This window comes from Kribbella sp. NPDC049584 (assembly GCF_040675555.1).
Classification (GTDB): domain Bacteria; phylum Actinomycetota; class Actinomycetes; order Propionibacteriales; family Kribbellaceae; genus Kribbella.
Genome location: NZ_JBFAPF010000008.1, coordinates 142,656 through 157,115, shown reverse-complemented (window position 1 = coordinate 157,115; position 14,460 = coordinate 142,656). Strand labels below are relative to the sequence as shown.

17 protein-coding genes are annotated in these 14,460 nt (G+C 67.8%); 10 read left to right on the top strand and 7 right to left on the bottom strand.

From position 1 onward, the window contains the following. Nucleotides 1-18 precede the first annotated feature (18 nt). From AB0J62_RS26175 to AB0J62_RS26165, 3 genes are all read right to left on the bottom strand, one after another. Nucleotides 19-258 (bottom strand): DUF559 domain-containing protein, encoded by a 240-nt coding sequence (locus AB0J62_RS26175; RefSeq protein WP_363876346.1) that lies wholly within the window; start codon nt 256-258, stop codon nt 19-21. Nucleotides 259-287: 29 nt separating this feature from the next. Then, the gene (locus AB0J62_RS26170) at nt 288-893 is read right to left on the bottom strand and encodes a type IV toxin-antitoxin system AbiEi family antitoxin domain-containing protein (RefSeq protein ID WP_363876343.1); all 606 of its coding nucleotides are present in this window, start codon (nt 891-893) and stop codon (nt 288-290) included. A gap of 209 nt (nt 894-1,102) precedes the next feature. Beyond that, nucleotides 1,103-1,573, bottom strand: a complete 471-nt coding sequence (locus AB0J62_RS26165) for a GNAT family N-acetyltransferase (protein WP_363876340.1) — start codon at nt 1,571-1,573, stop codon at nt 1,103-1,105. A 230-nt stretch (nt 1,574-1,803) separates the two neighbouring features. Between AB0J62_RS26165 and dnaK the strand changes: the two genes are divergently transcribed. The 6 genes from dnaK to clpB all read left to right on the top strand — a co-directional run bounded on the left by dnaK (nt 1,804) and on the right by clpB (nt 9,618). After that, nucleotides 1,804-3,663: a molecular chaperone DnaK gene (dnaK, locus tag AB0J62_RS26160; protein ID WP_363876337.1), complete on the top strand. Its 1,860-nt coding sequence runs from the start codon at nt 1,804-1,806 to the stop codon at nt 3,661-3,663. Next, nucleotides 3,660-4,367 carry a nucleotide exchange factor GrpE gene (gene grpE, locus AB0J62_RS26155; RefSeq protein WP_134110503.1) on the top strand — a complete coding sequence of 236 codons (708 nt, stop codon included), beginning with the start codon at nt 3,660-3,662 and terminating at the stop codon, nt 4,365-4,367. The genes dnaK and grpE overlap by 4 nt, the downstream gene beginning before the upstream one ends. Nucleotides 4,368-4,394: 27 nt before the next feature. After that, nucleotides 4,395-5,567: a molecular chaperone DnaJ gene (gene dnaJ / locus AB0J62_RS26150; RefSeq protein WP_363876333.1), complete on the top strand. Its 1,173-nt coding sequence runs from the start codon at nt 4,395-4,397 to the stop codon at nt 5,565-5,567. Further along, nucleotides 5,567-6,022, top strand: a complete 456-nt coding sequence (locus AB0J62_RS26145; RefSeq protein ID WP_134110498.1) for a helix-turn-helix transcriptional regulator — start codon at nt 5,567-5,569, stop codon at nt 6,020-6,022. The genes dnaJ and AB0J62_RS26145 overlap by 1 nt, the downstream gene beginning before the upstream one ends. A gap of 288 nt (nt 6,023-6,310) precedes the next feature. Then, nucleotides 6,311-6,847: a GNAT family N-acetyltransferase gene (locus AB0J62_RS26140; RefSeq protein WP_363876329.1), complete on the top strand. Its 537-nt coding sequence runs from the start codon at nt 6,311-6,313 to the stop codon at nt 6,845-6,847. Between the two features lie 194 nt (nt 6,848-7,041). Continuing rightward, on the top strand, nt 7,042-9,618 hold the full coding sequence (gene clpB / locus AB0J62_RS26135; RefSeq protein WP_363876326.1) for an ATP-dependent chaperone ClpB: 2,577 nt from the start codon (nt 7,042-7,044) through the stop codon (nt 9,616-9,618). A gap of 44 nt (nt 9,619-9,662) precedes the next feature. Here the strand turns inward: clpB and AB0J62_RS26130 are convergent, their stop codons facing one another. Beyond that, complete coding sequence (locus tag AB0J62_RS26130; RefSeq protein WP_363876323.1) at nt 9,663-10,220, bottom strand: dihydrofolate reductase family protein; 558 nt, start codon at nt 10,218-10,220, stop codon at nt 9,663-9,665. A 65-nt stretch (nt 10,221-10,285) separates the two neighbouring features. On the opposite strand from AB0J62_RS26130, the gene AB0J62_RS26125 reads away from it, so the two are divergent. After that, nucleotides 10,286-10,882 carry a hypothetical protein gene (locus AB0J62_RS26125; protein WP_363876320.1) on the top strand — a complete coding sequence of 199 codons (597 nt, stop codon included), beginning with the start codon at nt 10,286-10,288 and terminating at the stop codon, nt 10,880-10,882. Here AB0J62_RS26125 and AB0J62_RS26120 read toward each other — a convergent pair. Continuing rightward, a complete protein-coding gene (locus tag AB0J62_RS26120) occupies nt 10,858-11,124 on the bottom strand; it encodes a GNAT family N-acetyltransferase (RefSeq protein ID WP_363876317.1) in 267 nt (88 codons plus the stop codon). The two genes, AB0J62_RS26125 and AB0J62_RS26120, sit on opposite strands and share 25 nt — an antisense overlap. 45 nt (nt 11,125-11,169) lie before the next feature. Here AB0J62_RS26120 and AB0J62_RS26115 point away from each other — a divergent pair, with 45 nt between their 5' ends. The 3 genes from AB0J62_RS26115 to AB0J62_RS26105 all read left to right on the top strand — a co-directional run bounded on the left by AB0J62_RS26115 (nt 11,170) and on the right by AB0J62_RS26105 (nt 12,672). Further along, nucleotides 11,170-11,634: a hypothetical protein gene (locus AB0J62_RS26115; RefSeq protein ID WP_363876314.1), complete on the top strand. Its 465-nt coding sequence runs from the start codon at nt 11,170-11,172 to the stop codon at nt 11,632-11,634. Next, nucleotides 11,634-11,984, top strand: coding sequence for an ArsC/Spx/MgsR family protein (locus AB0J62_RS26110; RefSeq protein WP_363876311.1), 351 nt, complete (start codon nt 11,634-11,636; stop codon nt 11,982-11,984). The genes AB0J62_RS26115 and AB0J62_RS26110 overlap by 1 nt, the downstream gene beginning before the upstream one ends. An 88-nt stretch (nt 11,985-12,072) precedes the next feature. After that, the gene (locus AB0J62_RS26105) at nt 12,073-12,672 is read left to right on the top strand and encodes a hypothetical protein (protein WP_363876308.1); all 600 of its coding nucleotides are present in this window, start codon (nt 12,073-12,075) and stop codon (nt 12,670-12,672) included. A 122-nt stretch (nt 12,673-12,794) separates the two neighbouring features. Here the strand turns inward: AB0J62_RS26105 and AB0J62_RS26100 are convergent, their stop codons facing one another. Next, nucleotides 12,795-13,946, bottom strand: coding sequence for a pyridoxal phosphate-dependent aminotransferase (locus AB0J62_RS26100; RefSeq protein WP_363876305.1), 1,152 nt, complete (start codon nt 13,944-13,946; stop codon nt 12,795-12,797). Between the two features lie 30 nt (nt 13,947-13,976). After that, nucleotides 13,977-14,408: a MarR family transcriptional regulator gene (locus tag AB0J62_RS26095; protein WP_363876302.1), complete on the bottom strand. Its 432-nt coding sequence runs from the start codon at nt 14,406-14,408 to the stop codon at nt 13,977-13,979. Nucleotides 14,409-14,460 lie beyond the last annotated feature (52 nt).

Sequence of the window (14,460 nt, the reverse complement as noted above, 5' to 3'; positions counted from 1 at the left end):
GCACGCTCAACTCCTTGATCAAGCCGCCCGCAAGGCGTGCATGGTCAGTGGCTGGCGTCCGCCTGCCCGTTCGACGGCATCAACGACCCAATCCCCGTCGAACATCACGTCCTCCCAGGTGAACCGAAGGATCGTCCACCCGCGGATGGCCAGGTTGACGTGCCTGCGGCAGTCCTTCACCAGAGCTCGGCGGGTGCCATGATGCTCGAACCCCTCCGCCTCCAGACCGAGGCGGCAGGCGGGATTCGCCAGGTCCAATCGTGCCGAGAACTGGCCGTCCTGGACGACTACCTTTGGACGAAGCCCTCGATTCGCCGCTCGATCAGAAGGGCCCGCAGCGCCGACTCCAGCACCGATTCCGACCGCCCATCGGCGAGTGCGGCAGCCCGGAGAATGCGTTTACGATGCGGACCGCGCAGCTTCGCCGCGGCGTCGAGAAGCTCGTCCTGCTCGACGCATCCCGAACGCAGCGCCGAATCCGCCACCGCGAGTGCCTCCCCCATCGGCAGGGTGCGCAGACAATCGAGCACCGTACGGAGCGGGGTCGTGACGTCGTCCAGTGCGGGTACCGACGCCCAGTGCAAGATGCACGGGAGTCCGGTCCGGCGTCGAACACGAGCCGGCTCCAGGGTGACGTGTGGCAACACCGGTCGGTTGACGACCCCGAGACCCCAGTGCTGTGCAGCACTGAGATGAGACACGACACCGCCGTGGCTGCGAGCCGCGATCAACGCGGGTGGTGCATCCGGCAGGGCGTAGACGCCCTTCGCGACCCGACGGATCTGACCCGAATCCAGCGCGTTCCGGATGGATCGCGCGGACACGAGCGCCCGAAGATCGGCGAACGTCGCGCTTCCTCCCCGCCGGCCGAGGACGTCAACCACATCTGCCATGAGCTTCATGGTGACCGAATCCCGGCCCGCGTGACGTGATCCATCCACAGGTGCATCTCCCACACTGACCAAACCCGGCTTGGTGGATCGACCAGGCCAGGTCTGAGCGTGATGGCGCGAGCCTTGGCGACGTTGGTCAGTGCGGGAGATCCGCGTAGCTGCTAACGGGAGGAGGTGCCGGTCCGCCGGGTGCGCGACGGGCGGCGGCTTTAGTCGGCCAGTTCCTTGGTGAGGAGGAGGGCCGGGGTGCCGTCGGGGAGGAGTTGTTTGCCTACCTCGATGTAGCCGCGGGCGGCATGGAACCTGAGGCCGCCGTCGTCGAGGGGGTGGGTGCGGACGCGGGCGACGGCGCGGTCGAACGGCTTGGCGGCGCGTTCGATCGCGCGGTAGACCTGCGACGCGATGCCCTGCCGGCGGTGCTCGGTCGCGACGACGATCCGCTCGATCAGCAGGAAGCGGTTCGCGTACGTCTGGGTGAACCAGTCGAACTCGAGCCCGTCGTACGCCGAACCCGGGGTGAAGGTCAGCACGAAGCCGGCGGGCTTGCCGTCCAGGTCGATGATCGCGGCGTGGGCGGCGATCAGCCGGAGCCAGTCGAGCCGGTCGGCGCCGAGGGGATCGACCAGCCCGGCGGCAGCGTTGTTCAGCGCGAGCACCGCGCCGTAGTCGGCGGGAGTCATCGCGCGGAGTTTCACAGGGACAGGGTCGCACGGTAAACCTTTCCCCGGGAGGGGTCTCCCTGGCCGCACCCTGGCCCGGACCCCGAAATCCGGACCCGGCCTTGGGAATGACCCGGGCCATGTGCAATGTTGAGTCCAGTGAACTCAAGTTTGTTGCGTCACGGATTTGAACCGAGGCGGACGAACGGGCAACATTGAGTCTGCATCACTCAACTTCGTGGAGGTAAAGCATGGCCCGCGCGGTCGGAATCGATCTCGGTACGACGAACTCCGTCATCGCCGTACTGGAAGGTGGCGAGCCCACCGTCATCCCCAACGCCGAGGGAGCGCGCACGACGCCCTCGGTGGTGGCATTCGCCAAGAACGGCGAGGTCCTGGTCGGCGAGGTGGCGAAGCGCCAGGCCACCACGAACGTCGACCGCACGATCCGCTCCGTCAAGCGTCACATGGGCGAGAGCTGGAGCGTCGACATCGACGGCAAGAAGTTCACCCCCCAGCAGATCAGCGCTTTCGTGCTGCAGAAGCTGAAGCGGGACGCCGAGGCGTACCTCGGGGAGCAGGTCACCGACGCGGTCATCACCGTGCCGGCGTACTTCTCCGACGCGCAGCGCCAGGCGACCAAGGAGGCCGGCGAGATCGCGGGCCTGAAGGTGCACCGGATCGTCAACGAGCCGACCGCGGCCGCGCTCGCGTACGGCCTGGACAAGGGCACCGAGCAGACCATCCTGGTCTTCGACCTCGGTGGTGGCACGTTCGACGTGTCGCTGCTGGAGATCGGTGACGGCGTCTTCGAGGTGAAGGCGACCAGCGGTGACAACCACCTCGGTGGTGACGACTGGGACAACCGGATCGTCCAGTGGCTGGTGACCCAGTTCAAGAACAAGAACGGCACCGACCTGTCCGGCGACAAGATGGCCATGCAGCGCCTCACCGAGGCCGCCGAGAAGGCCAAGATCGAGCTGTCCGCCGCGGCCGAGACCACGATCCACCTGCCGTACCTGAGCCTGACCGAGTCCGGCCCGCTGCACCTGGAGGAGAAGCTCTCCCGGGCAGAGTTCCAGAAGATGACCAACGACCTGCTCGAGCGCGCCCGCGCGCCGTTCAAGGCCGTCATCAAGGACGCCGGCATCGACGTGGCCAAGATCGACCACGTGATCCTGGTCGGCGGTTCGACCCGGATGCCCGCGGTCGCCGACCTGGTCAAGGAGCTGACCGGTGGCAAGGACCCGAACAAGGGCGTGAACCCGGACGAGGTCGTCGCGGTCGGCGCCTCCCTGCAGGCCGGTGTGCTGAAGGGTGAGGTCAAGGACGTCCTGCTGCTCGACGTGACCCCGCTGAGCCTGGGTATCGAGACCAAGGGCGGCGTGTTCACCAAGATCATCGAGCGCAACACCACGATCCCGACCAAGGGCTCGGAGATCTTCACCACGGCCGAGGACAACCAGCCGTCGGTGATGATCCAGGTCTACCAGGGCGAGCGCGAGATGGCCCGCGACAACAAGTCGCTCGGCAACTTCGAGCTGACCGGCCTGCCGCCGGCGCCGCGGAACGTGCCGCAGATCGAGGTCACCTTCGACATCGACGCGAACGGCATCGTGCACGTGAACGCCAAGGACCTGGCCACCGGCAAGGAGCAGCGGATGACGGTCACGGGTGGCTCCGCGCTGCCGAAGACCGACATCGACCAGATGGTCCGGGACGCCGAGCAGTACGCCGAGGAGGACCGTCGGCGCCGCGAGGCCGTCGAGAGCCGGAACCAGGCCGAGAGCCTGGTCTACCAGACCGAGAAGTTCCTGCAGGAGAACGAGGACAAGGTCCCCGACGACGTCAAGACCGAGGTCAAGGACGGCGTCGCGGAGCTGAAGAAGGCCCTCGAGGGTGAGGACGCCGAGGCGATCAAGGCCGCGTCGGAGAAGCTCGCCCAGTCCAGCCAGAAGATGGGCGCCGCGATGTACGCGAACGCCCAGGCCGCCGGCGGGTCCTCGGAGGAGACGACCTCCGACGAGAGCTCGACCAGCAACGACGACGACGTCGTCGACGCCGAGATCGTGGACGAGGACCGGCCGCAGGACAAGACGGAGGACAAGTGACGGATCGACCCACTGGCAGCGAGTTCGGTGACGGCGAGCCCGTCGTCCGGGACAAGCGCCGGATCGACCCGGACACCGGCGCGGCGCGGGAGCCTGCGGATTCAGCGGCTCCCGCGCCCGGCGCCCAGCCGGGTACGCCGGGCACTCCGGGCGCACAGCCGCCCCGGGACCCGTCCGACCTGGTCGGTCCGTCCGCCCAGGAGGCCCTGTTGACCGAAGCGCTCGCGGAGCGTACGGCGGACCTGCAGCGACTGCAGGCCGAGTACGTCAACTACAAGCGCCGCGTCGACCGGGACCGGGAGGCGTCGCGCGAGCTCGTGATCGGCTCGGTGCTGACCGAGCTGCTCGGGACGCTCGACGACGTCGGCCGGGCCCGTGAGGCGGGTGAGCTCGAGGGTGCGTTCAAGGCGGTCGCGGAATCGCTGGAGCGCGTCACCGAGAAGCTCGGCCTGGTGAAGTTCGGCGAGAAGGGCGACCCCTTCGACCCGCGGATCCACGAGGCCCTGCTGCACAACTACTCCGACGAGGTCGACGGCCCGACCGCGACGATGATCATGCAGCCGGGCTACCGGCTGGGTGAGCGGGTTCTGCGGGCGGCCCGGGTGGCCGTTTCGGAGCCGACCGAACAACTGCCGGCCGACGCGGCGAAGGCCGACGGACCGGCGGAGAGCACAGATGATGACGCGGACAGGTCCGCGGAGTAACGACCACGACGGGAGGGGAGGCGTCAGATGAGCACGAAGGACTGGCTCGAGAAGGACTTCTACAAGGTTCTCGGCGTCTCCAAGACCGCCGAGGCCGACGAGATCAAGAAGTCCTACCGCAAGCTGGCGCGCAAGTACCACCCCGACTCCAACGCCGGTGACGCGTCAGCGGAGGCGAAGTTCAAGGAGGTCTCCGAGGCGTACGACGTCGTCGGCGACCCGAAGAAGCGCAAGGAGTACGACGAGGCGCGCCGGCTGTTCGGCAGCGGCGGCTTCCGGATGCCGACCGGCAGCGGTCAGGGCGGCGGCGGGTTCAACTTCGACGTCGGCGACCTGTTCAACCGCAGCGGCTCCGGCAGCGGCGGTGGCGGGCTCGGCGACATCCTGGGCGGCATGTTCGGCGGTGGTGGCCAGCGCACGACCACCTCGACGACGGCCCGTCCGCGGCGTGGCCAGGACATCGAGACCGAGGCGACGATCGAGTTCGCCGAGGCCGTGAACGGTGTCACGGTCGGGCTCCGGATGACCAGCGACGCACCCTGCCCGACCTGTCACGGCACCGGCGCGAAGTACGGCACCGTGCCGAAGGTCTGCCTGAAGTGCGAAGGCACGGGTATGCAGACGTCGGTGCAGGGCGGCGTGTTCGCGATGACCGAGCCGTGCACCGAGTGCAAGGGTCGTGGCCTGGTCGTCGACCAGCCGTGCGAGACCTGCCACGGCTCCGGCCGCGGCCAGTCGAGCAAGACCATGCAGGTCCGCATCCCCGCGGGCGTGCAGGACAACCAGCGGATCCGGCTCAAGGGCAAGGGTGCAGCCGGCGAGCGAGGTGGCCCGGCGGGCGACCTCTACGTCACCGTGCACGTCAAGCCGCACCGGATCTTCGGCCGCCAGGGCGAGCACCTGACGCTGAACGTCCCGGTGAGCTTCACCGAGGCGGCGCTGGGTGCCGAGATCAAGGTTCCGACCCTCGACGGCCTGCCCGTCACGGTCCGGATCCCGGCCGGTACGGCGAACGGCAGCAAGCTGCGCGTCCGCGGCAAGGGATCGGTCCGGCGGGACGGGACCAAGGGCGATCTGCTCCTCACGCTCGAGGTGCAGGTCCCGCACGAGTTGACCGACGAGCAGAAGGAAAAGCTGCAGGAGTTCAACTCCGCGTCGGATCACCCTGATCTGCGGGCCGGGTTGTTCGGGAGTTCGTGATGGGTATCCCGTTCAGCCAGGTGCCGACCTGGGACGACCGCACCCCGATCTACGTGATCTCGGTGGCGGCCCAGCTGGCCGGCATGCATCCGCAGACGTTGCGCCAGTACGACCGGCTCGGCCTTGTGGTGCCGAGCCGGGCGTCCGGCCGCGGCCGGCGGTACTCGGCGTACGACGTGGCGAAGCTGCGCTATGTGCAGCACCTGTCGCAGGAAGAGGGCATCAACCTCGCGGGAATTCGCCACATCCTCGCGCTACAGTCGGAGGTGGAGGACCTGCGTCAGCGGGTCAACCAGCTTCTGGCCGAGGTTCAACGCGGTGTCGGCGCCTCCCGGCGTACCGCCACCAGCCGGGTCTTCTCGGCCGGCCCAGCAGGCGACGTGATCGCCATGGGCCGGCAGCAGACCACGACACGCTGGATCCGCACCCAGCCCCTGGAACTCGGCTCTCGCTGATCCTTCACCTCGGGGGTTTTCACCTGACCACCGGAGGTACTCCGAAACCCACCCTCGGAGTCCTCCGGCTCCGGTGGAGGCCGTCGTTCCCCCGCGACGCCTCCACAGTCGAAGGCGCGTCATTCCCCCCGGCGCCCTTCGACCCCGCGGGGTGGTCCGTCAGCGGACCGCCCTGCGGCCTCTTCCACCAGAGCCTCCGGCCGGACCGGCCGGAGGCTTTGCGTGCGTTCACCTGCCGGTCACTCCCGAACCTGTTGTCTGCGGCCACGGACCGCATACTCTGGCGAGGTGACGCTGAAGCTGGAGACGGACCGGCTGCTGATCCGGGACTGGGAGGAAGACGACGCCGACGCCGCGCTGGAGATCTTTGGCTCCGCCGACGTGGCGCCCTGGCTGTCACCGGCCATCGACAAGGTGCCGGACGCCGCGACCATGCGGTTGATCCTGCAGTCCTGGATCGAGGCTCAGCCGAACTTCGTGGTTCCGGCCGGCCGCTGGGCGGTCGCGCGTCGCGACGACGGTGAGATCGTCGGTGCGTTGCTGATCCGGCTGCTCCCGCCGTACGAGGAGGATCTGGAGATCGGCTGGCAGTTGCGACCGAGCGCCTGGGGCAACGGATACGCGACCGAGGCCAGCCGCGGGCTGATGAGCTGGGCGTTCAAGGAGGGCGACGTCGACGAACTGTTCGCGGTCGCCCGGCCGAACAACAAGCGCGCGATCGCGACCGCGAAACGCCTCGGCATGCAGTGGGTCGGCGAGACCGACAAGTACTACGACCTGAACCTGCAGGTCTACCGGATGCGCGCCTCCGAGTTCAGCACGTAGAGCAGCAGCATCCCGCTCAACCGGTAGGCGTCGCCTGTCGGCAGTTGTTCACCGTCTGTGATCGAGGGGTGGCGCCTGGTGGCGTCACCCCTGATTCATCCCTGGATTTTTCTAGAGTTGAGTGGAATGGACTCAAGTTTAGATAGGTTGTGTCTGGTGAGACCTGTTAGTTGAGCTGGAAAGGCTGGAAATAGATGGACGTTCAGCGGTTGACGACGCTGGCCCGGGAAACCCTGTCGGTCGCGATCCGTCAGACGTCCGCGGCGGGCAACCCGACCGTGGAACCGATTCACCTGCTGTCCGCGCTGCTCGCGCAGCCCGAGGGGACGACGATCGGCCTGCTCGAGGCAGCCGGCGGCGACGTTGACGCCGTACGCCAGCGGACTGCCGCGCAGCTGAGCCGGCTCCCGAAGGCGAGCGGTGGCAGCGTGCAGGCGCCGAGCCTGTCGCCGAAGACCGGCGACGTGCTGAACCAGGCAGAGCAGCGGGCCCTCGGGCTCGGGGACGAGTACGTCTCCACCGAGCACATGCTGATCGCGCTCGCGACCGTCGAGGGTGTGGCCAAGACCGCGCTCGGCGTGACCGCGGACGCGCTGCTGCAGGCGTTCGACCAGATGCGGGGCAACCGCCGGATCACTTCCCCGGAGGCTGAAGGCACCACGAAGACGTTGGAGAAGTACGGCGTCGACCTGACCGAGCGGGCCAAGGACGGCAAGCTCGACCCGGTGATCGGCCGTGACTCCGAGATCCGGCGCGTGGTCCAGGTGCTGTCCCGTCGTACGAAGAACAACCCTGTGTTGATCGGTGAGCCCGGCGTCGGTAAGACCGCCGTCGTCGAGGGGCTGGCCCAGCGGATCGTGGCCGGTGACGTGCCCGAGTCGCTGCGTGGCCGCCGGCTGATCAGCCTGGACCTCGGCGCGATGGTCGCGGGTGCGAAGTACCGCGGTGAGTTCGAGGAGCGGCTGAAGGCCGTGCTGACCGAGATCAAGGAGTCCGACGGTCAGATCATCACGTTCATCGACGAGCTGCACACCGTCGTCGGCGCCGGTGCGTCCGGCGAGGGCGCGATGGACGCCGGCAACATGCTGAAGCCGATGCTGGCGCGTGGTGAGCTCCGGATGATCGGCGCCACGACGCTGGACGAGTACCGCACGCGGATCGAGAAGGACCCGGCGCTGGAGCGCCGGTTCCAGCAGGTCTTCGTCGGCGAGCCCTCGGTCGAGGACTCGATCGCGATCCTGCGCGGTCTGAAGGAGCGGTACGAGGCGCACCACAAGGTCGCCATCTCCGACTCTGCGCTGGTTGCCGCGGCCACGTTGTCGCACCGCTACATTTCCGGCCGACAGCTTCCCGACAAGGCGATCGACCTGGTCGACGAGGCTGCGTCCCGGCTGCGGATGGAGATCGACTCGTCCCCGGTCGAGATCGACTCGCTCCGTCGGACCGTCGACCGGCTGAAGATGGAGGAGCTCGCGCTGTCCCGCGAGGCGGATCCGTCGTCGCAGGAGCGGCTGGAGCGGCTGCGTGCCGATCTCGCCGACCGCGAGGAGGAGCTGCGCGCCCTCGAGGCTCGCTGGGAGCGCGAGAAGTCCGGCCTGAACCGGGTCGGTGAGGTCAAGGAGCGCATCGACGAGCTGCGCGGCCAGGCCGAGCGTGCCCAGCGCGACGGCGACCTGGAGACCGCGGCGCGGATCCTGTACGGCGAGATTCCCGAGCTCACCAAGGAGCTCGAGAAGGCGTCCGAGGAGGACGAGGTCGCCGAAGGCCCCGAGGCCATGGTCAACGAGGAGGTCGGTCCGACCGAGATCGCCGAGGTGATCGCGATGTGGACCGGGATCCCGACCGGACGGCTGCTCGAGGGTGAGACCGGCAAGTTGCTCCGGATGGAGGACGAGCTGGGTCGTCGGCTGATCGGTCAGCGCGAGGCGGTCAAGGCCGTGAGCGACGCCGTACGGCGGGCGCGGGCCGGCATCTCCGACCCGGACCGGCCGACTGGTTCGTTCCTGTTCCTGGGCCCGACCGGTGTCGGTAAGACCGAGCTCGCGAAGGCGCTGGCGGACTTCCTGTTCGACGACGAGCGGGCGATGGTCCGGATCGACATGTCGGAGTACGGCGAGAAGCACAGCGTCGCGCGGCTGGTCGGCGCCCCGCCCGGCTACGTCGGGTACGAAGAGGGCGGCCAGCTCACCGAGGCAGTACGGCGGCGTCCGTACTCGGTGATCCTGCTCGACGAGGTGGAGAAGGCGCACCCGGAGGTCTTCGACATCCTGCTGCAGGTGCTGGACGACGGTCGGCTGACCGACGGCCAGGGTCGTACGGTCGACTTCCGCAACGTGATCCTGATCCTCACCAGCAACCTGGGTTCGGCGTACCTGGCCGACATGTCGCTGGACGACAAGGCCAAGCGCGACCAGGTGATGGCGGTCGTGCGGCAGTCGTTCAAGCCCGAGTTCATCAACCGGCTGGACGAGATCGTGCTGTTCGACGCGCTCGGCAGCGAGGAGCTGACGCAGATCGTGGCGCTGCAGATCGCCGCGCTGCAGCGGCGGCTGACCGACCGGCGGATCACGCTCGAGGTGGACGAGGGCGCGATGGAGTGGCTGGCGATGACCGGGTACGACCCGGTGTACGGCGCCCGTCCGCTGCGCCGGCTGGTCCAGTCCGCGATCGGTGACGAGCTGGCTCGCGGGCTGCTCAACGGCTCGATCCGCGACGGCGAGACCGTCAAGGTCACGCTCAACGAAGCAAAGGACGCCCTCGAGGTGTCCTGACAGAACAACAAGGGCCCGGTCTTCCTGACCGGGCCCTTTGTTCGTTAGATCCGGTAGCTCAGGATCGTCACGCCGTTGTCCAACGCGGTGTGGCTGTCGAGGGTGAGCTTCGTGGGCGGCGTTCCGTCCAGGAACAGCTTCGAACCCGTCCCGAGCAGCACCGGCAGCAGCATGAGGTCGAGCTCGTCGACCAGGTCGTTCTCGAGCAGGCTGCGGAACAGGGTCGGGTTGCCGTACATCATGATGTCGCCGCCGTCCTGCTCCTTCAGCTGCTTCAGGGCGGCGATCGCATCGCCCTCGAGGAGCTCGGCATTCCAGGTCAGATCGCCCTTGAGGGTGCTGGAGGCAACCAACTTCCTCAGGCTCCGCAGCCGATCGGGATACGGTCCCTCGGCATTGCCCCACGCGGCCGCGAACATCTCATAGGTACGACGTCCGCAGAGGAAGTAGTCGCAGCCCGCCAGCTTCTCGATGGACAGCCGCACCGACTCCTCCCCGAAGTACGGCAGCGCCCATCCGCCGAACGACGTACCGCTGTAGCCACTGGGATCCTCGACAACCCCGTCGAGCGTCACCAGCGTCGAGGCAATGAGCTTGCGCATATCTCTTCCTTTCTTTGCTCTATAGACCGGCCACGGCGCCGAAAGGAATCGGGGAGAATGGGCAAGTGACGCACTGGATCAACACGACACATGACTGGGCGGCCTCGGTCGACCGGGACCATCTGGACGCGATTCGCGCCGACGGCGAGCGGTACGCGCCCGGCGGCGTACTGCATCTGGTGCTCGAAGTGCTCGCCTACGCGGACGACGAGGCTGAGTCCGCGGGGCAGCGCGGGCAGTGCACGGTCACGCTGCACGAGGACGGTTCGATCTCGATCGCCGACAACGGTCGCGGGACCGACACGCGCGTCGACGAGCACGGCAACGTGGTGAAGAAGCCGGTCATGGCGACGAAGGACCTCCGCTTCTTCGACGACCCGGCTGCCCCGTTGCTCCCCGACGGCCATCCGCGGTGCGGGATGTCCGTCGTCGCCGCACTCAGCGACTGGCTGATCCACACCAATCGCCGCGCGAACGGCTCATGGACCCAACGCTACGAACACGGCATCCCGGTCACCGACCTCGAGCCGGTCGGGGACGACGGCTCCACGGGTACGACGGTGCACTTCCTGTGTGACCTGCCGTACGCCGAGGTCACGCCGTACCTGCGCTTTCCGCACCTCGACATCACCGTGCGTCAGAGGTCTTTACAGAAGAAGTAGTTCGTGTGTCCGGGCGGGTAGTCGTGCTTGACGCCGTACTCGATGTACCCCGCGTTCCGGTAGAAGCCGGGCGCCTGGAAATCGAAGGTCGTGACGTCGGACCATCGGCACCCGCGGCGGCGGCCTTCATCCTCGATCGACCGGAGCAGCGCGGTGCCCAGACCCAGGCCACGCTTGGCCTCGTCGACCCACATCGTGTCGATGGTCAGCCAGTGCCAGTTCCCGGACGCTCCTTGGGTCATCTGGCAGGATCGGGGAGGGGGTACGTGGAAGGAACAGCGGACCGGATGAGTGAGCAGCGCGGCGACGTGCCGGGCGAGGAGCGGCCAGGACCGTACAGCGGTCTGTTCGGTGCGGCTCCGGACACGTACGGCGGTCAGCTGACTCCGCCCAAGCAGGTGACGATCGCCTCGGTGATCGCGATCGGGCTGGGTGTGATGTGCCTGCTGCTGGCGATCCTCACGCTCACGTCGGCCGGCGACCAGATCTCCGAAGTACTGACCGGCTCCCGCGACAACGCCCCGGTGGCGGTCGCGGCCGCGATGATCTGCGCGTTCATCTACCTGGTCCCGGCGCTGTACCTCCGCAAGCGCCGCCGCTGGTCGCGCTACATGCTGATCGCGGTCGCGGCGCTAGGCGTCGCCGGCGGCGTAATGTCCCTACCCGCCGGCATCCTCGGCTTCGCCATCCACCTCACCCTGCTGATCCTGATGCTCCAACGCCCCACCAAACTCTGGTTCGGAAGGCCGTAGTGGAGATCTGGATCAACCCCGCCTGTTCCAAATGCCGAGCAGCCACCGAAGCCTTCGACGAGGCCGGCATCCCCTACACCGTCCGCCGCTACCTCGACGACCCACCCACCGCCGAAGAACTCGAGGCCGTCCTCACCCGCCTCAACCTGGAGCCCTGGGACCTCATCCGCCCCAACGAGCCCGAGGCCGAACCCCTCCGCACCGTCCTCCGAGACCCCGCCCACCGCCCCACCTGGATCGAGGCCATGACCACCCACCCCATCCTCATCCAACGCCCCATCATCACCGCCGACGACAACACCACCGCCATAGCCCGAGACCCCGAATCCCTCGCCAAGTTCCTCCCCTAACCAATCTGCCCCGGAATGCCCCGCAATGCCCCACGACACGTGTGGATGACGCCACGTATATGCGTGCGGATTGCTGCACAATCCGTGGATGCCCAGCGACTCTTCCCCCGACTTCGCCTTGTCCGCATGGGTAGACGAGTCGATCGTGGTCACCCGCGAGGGCATCGGCGGTTACTACACGATGGCCGCGACAGTCGCCGATCCCTCCACCTGCGAAGACGTGCGGGAGCAGCTCCGAGCGCTCACCGTGGGCCGCAGCGGGCGGCTGCATTGGGCGAACGAGTCTGGCAAGCGGCGCGACGCGATCGCCGCACTGATCGCGGGGGTGGACCTGGCCGCGGTTGTGGTCGTGGGTTCGCCGCTGCTCGGCTCGAAGCAAGAACGCGCTCGGCGGTGCTGCTTGGAGCGGCTGCTGCACGAACTGGGTGTGTTCGGGGTCGGCGACGTCTGGCTGGAATCGCGTTCGACGGCACCTGACCGGCGTGACATCCGGCTGGTCGACAGTGCCCGCCGCAAGGGCCTGGTGCCGAGCAGCCTGAAGGTCGGGTTTGCTCGGCCTAAAGAGGAACCGATGCTGTGGCTACCGGATGCGGTGGCCGGTGCGGTGACGGCTGCCAACTTGGGAGAGCCTCGCTGGATGCTCGCGATCGAGGAGATTCTCACCCGGCACGATGTCGAGGTGCGCTAGAAAACGCGAAGGCTGGGTCCCACCCTCCGGAGGGGTTCCCAGCCTCACTTCTCGATCGAGCAGCGCTCGTGAGCTGATCACATTCTGTCACGCAGTTCCTCAGTTGTCACATGTGTTCCAGCTCAGAGTTTCTGGAGGCGGTTGAGGGCCTCTTGGAGTACTTCGGGTTGTTTGCAGAAGGCCCAGCGGACCAGGGGGCGGCCGGGGGTGGGGTTGTCGTAGAAGACTTGGTGGGGGATGGCTACTACGCCGGTCTTTTCGGGGAGCATGCGGCAGAAGGTGATGCCGTCGGTGTGGCCGAGGGGGCGGATGTCGGTGGTGATGAAGTAGGTGCCGGCGGGGCGGTGGACCTCGAAGTCCAGATCGGCGAGGCCGGTGGCGAGGAGGTCGCGGCGGGACTGGAGGTCGGCGCGGAGGGCATCGAAGTAGTCGTTGCCTAGGGCAAGTGCATTGGCGACGGCGGGCTGGAACGGGGCGCCGGACGTGAAGGTGAGGAACTGCTTGGCGGTCGTGACAGCGGTGACCACCTCGGGCGACCCGGTCACCCAGCCGATCTTCCAGCCGGTGACGGCGAAGGTCTTGCCGGCGCTGCTGATCGACACGGTCCGGTCCGCCATGCCGTCGTACGACGCCAGCGGTCGGTGTTGGAGCCCGTCGTACACCAGGTGTTCGTAGACCTCGTCGGTGATGACCACCAGGTCGTGCTCGATCGCGATGTCGCAGATGCCTTGCAGTTCGAGATCGGTGAGGACGGTGCCGGTCGGGTTGTGCGGGGAGTTGATCAGCAGGACCTTCGTCCGCGGCGTGACCGCCGCCCGCAGTTCGTCCAGATCCAGCCGGTACGACGGTGCGCGCAGCGTCACCGGCACGCGACGTCCGCCCGCGAAGGCGATGCCGGCGGCGTACGAGTCGTAGTACGGCTCGAGGGCGATCACCTCATCGCCCGGCTCCACGAACGCGAGCAGTGCCGCCGCGACCGCCTCGGTGGCGCCGGTGGTGACCAGGACCTGCGTGTCCGGGTCGTACGCGAGGTCGTAGAACCGCTTCTGATGATCCGCGATCGCCTGCCGCAGCGCCGGTACGCCGCGAGCCGGCGGGTACTGGTTCGCGCCCGCGCGGATCGCCGCGATCGCGTCCTCGAGCAACGAGTCGGGCCCGTCGCGGTCCGGGAAGCCCTGGCCGAGGTTGACCGACCCGGTCGCCACCGCAAGCGCGGACATCTCGGCGAAGATCGTCGTACCCAGCCCGTCCAACCGCTCAGCGTGTGCGCGCATTCATTGAGGGTACGTCCCCCGAGACGGACCCTAGCCTTCGACGGCCGTGACCATGTGTGCAAGCCAGGCGCGCGCGGCTGAGCGGTCGGCCGCGGTGAACGAGGCTTCGAGCTCGTCCTCGACCTTGCGGATCGCCGGGGTCGCCTCGTCGAGACGGCGGGCTCCGGCGTCGGTCAGGTGGATCTGCTGGGTACGCCGGTCCTTCGGGTTCGGCCTGCGCTCGACCAGTCCGGCCCGCTCCATCCCGGTGATCAGCTCGTTGGCCGACTGCCGCGTGGTGCCGACCACCCGGCCGACGTCGGCGATGGTCAGACCCGGATCCTTCCGCACGCAGAGCAGCGTCCCGTACTGCTGCACCGACAGCCCGTGCTCGTCGAGCGCCTCGGCGAGCACGGAGCGCATGCTCAGCCAGGCGTGCCGGACGAGGAACGTCACGCAGCCGTCGTCGCCATAGGAGTCCATGCTCCCCATTCTGCCCGGGTCCGCGAGCGGACACGAAAAGGAGATTGACAGG

What these genes read in the sequence shown, in the direction of transcription:
- AB0J62_RS26170 (WP_363876343.1), bottom strand. Translation starts at nt 893, where the DNA reads ATGGCAGATGTGGTTGACGTCCTCGGCCGGCGGGGAGGAAGCGCGACG.
- AB0J62_RS26165 (WP_363876340.1), bottom strand. Translation starts at nt 1,573, where the DNA reads ATGACTCCCGCCGACTACGGCGCGGTGCTCGCGCTGAACAACGCTGCC.
- dnaK (WP_363876337.1), top strand. Translation starts at nt 1,804, where the DNA reads ATGGCCCGCGCGGTCGGAATCGATCTCGGTACGACGAACTCCGTCATC.
- dnaJ (WP_363876333.1), top strand. Translation starts at nt 4,395, where the DNA reads ATGAGCACGAAGGACTGGCTCGAGAAGGACTTCTACAAGGTTCTCGGC.
- AB0J62_RS26145 (WP_134110498.1), top strand. Translation starts at nt 5,567, where the DNA reads ATGGGTATCCCGTTCAGCCAGGTGCCGACCTGGGACGACCGCACCCCG.
- clpB (WP_363876326.1), top strand. Translation starts at nt 7,042, where the DNA reads ATGGACGTTCAGCGGTTGACGACGCTGGCCCGGGAAACCCTGTCGGTC.
- AB0J62_RS26130 (WP_363876323.1), bottom strand. Translation starts at nt 10,220, where the DNA reads ATGCGCAAGCTCATTGCCTCGACGCTGGTGACGCTCGACGGGGTTGTC.
- AB0J62_RS26120 (WP_363876317.1), bottom strand. Translation starts at nt 11,124, where the DNA reads ATGACCCAAGGAGCGTCCGGGAACTGGCACTGGCTGACCATCGACACG.
- AB0J62_RS26115 (WP_363876314.1), top strand. Translation starts at nt 11,170, where the DNA reads ATGAGTGAGCAGCGCGGCGACGTGCCGGGCGAGGAGCGGCCAGGACCG.
- AB0J62_RS26105 (WP_363876308.1), top strand. Translation starts at nt 12,073, where the DNA reads ATGCCCAGCGACTCTTCCCCCGACTTCGCCTTGTCCGCATGGGTAGAC.
- AB0J62_RS26100 (WP_363876305.1), bottom strand. Translation starts at nt 13,946, where the DNA reads ATGCGCGCACACGCTGAGCGGTTGGACGGGCTGGGTACGACGATCTTC.
- AB0J62_RS26095 (WP_363876302.1), bottom strand. Translation starts at nt 14,408, where the DNA reads ATGGACTCCTATGGCGACGACGGCTGCGTGACGTTCCTCGTCCGGCAC.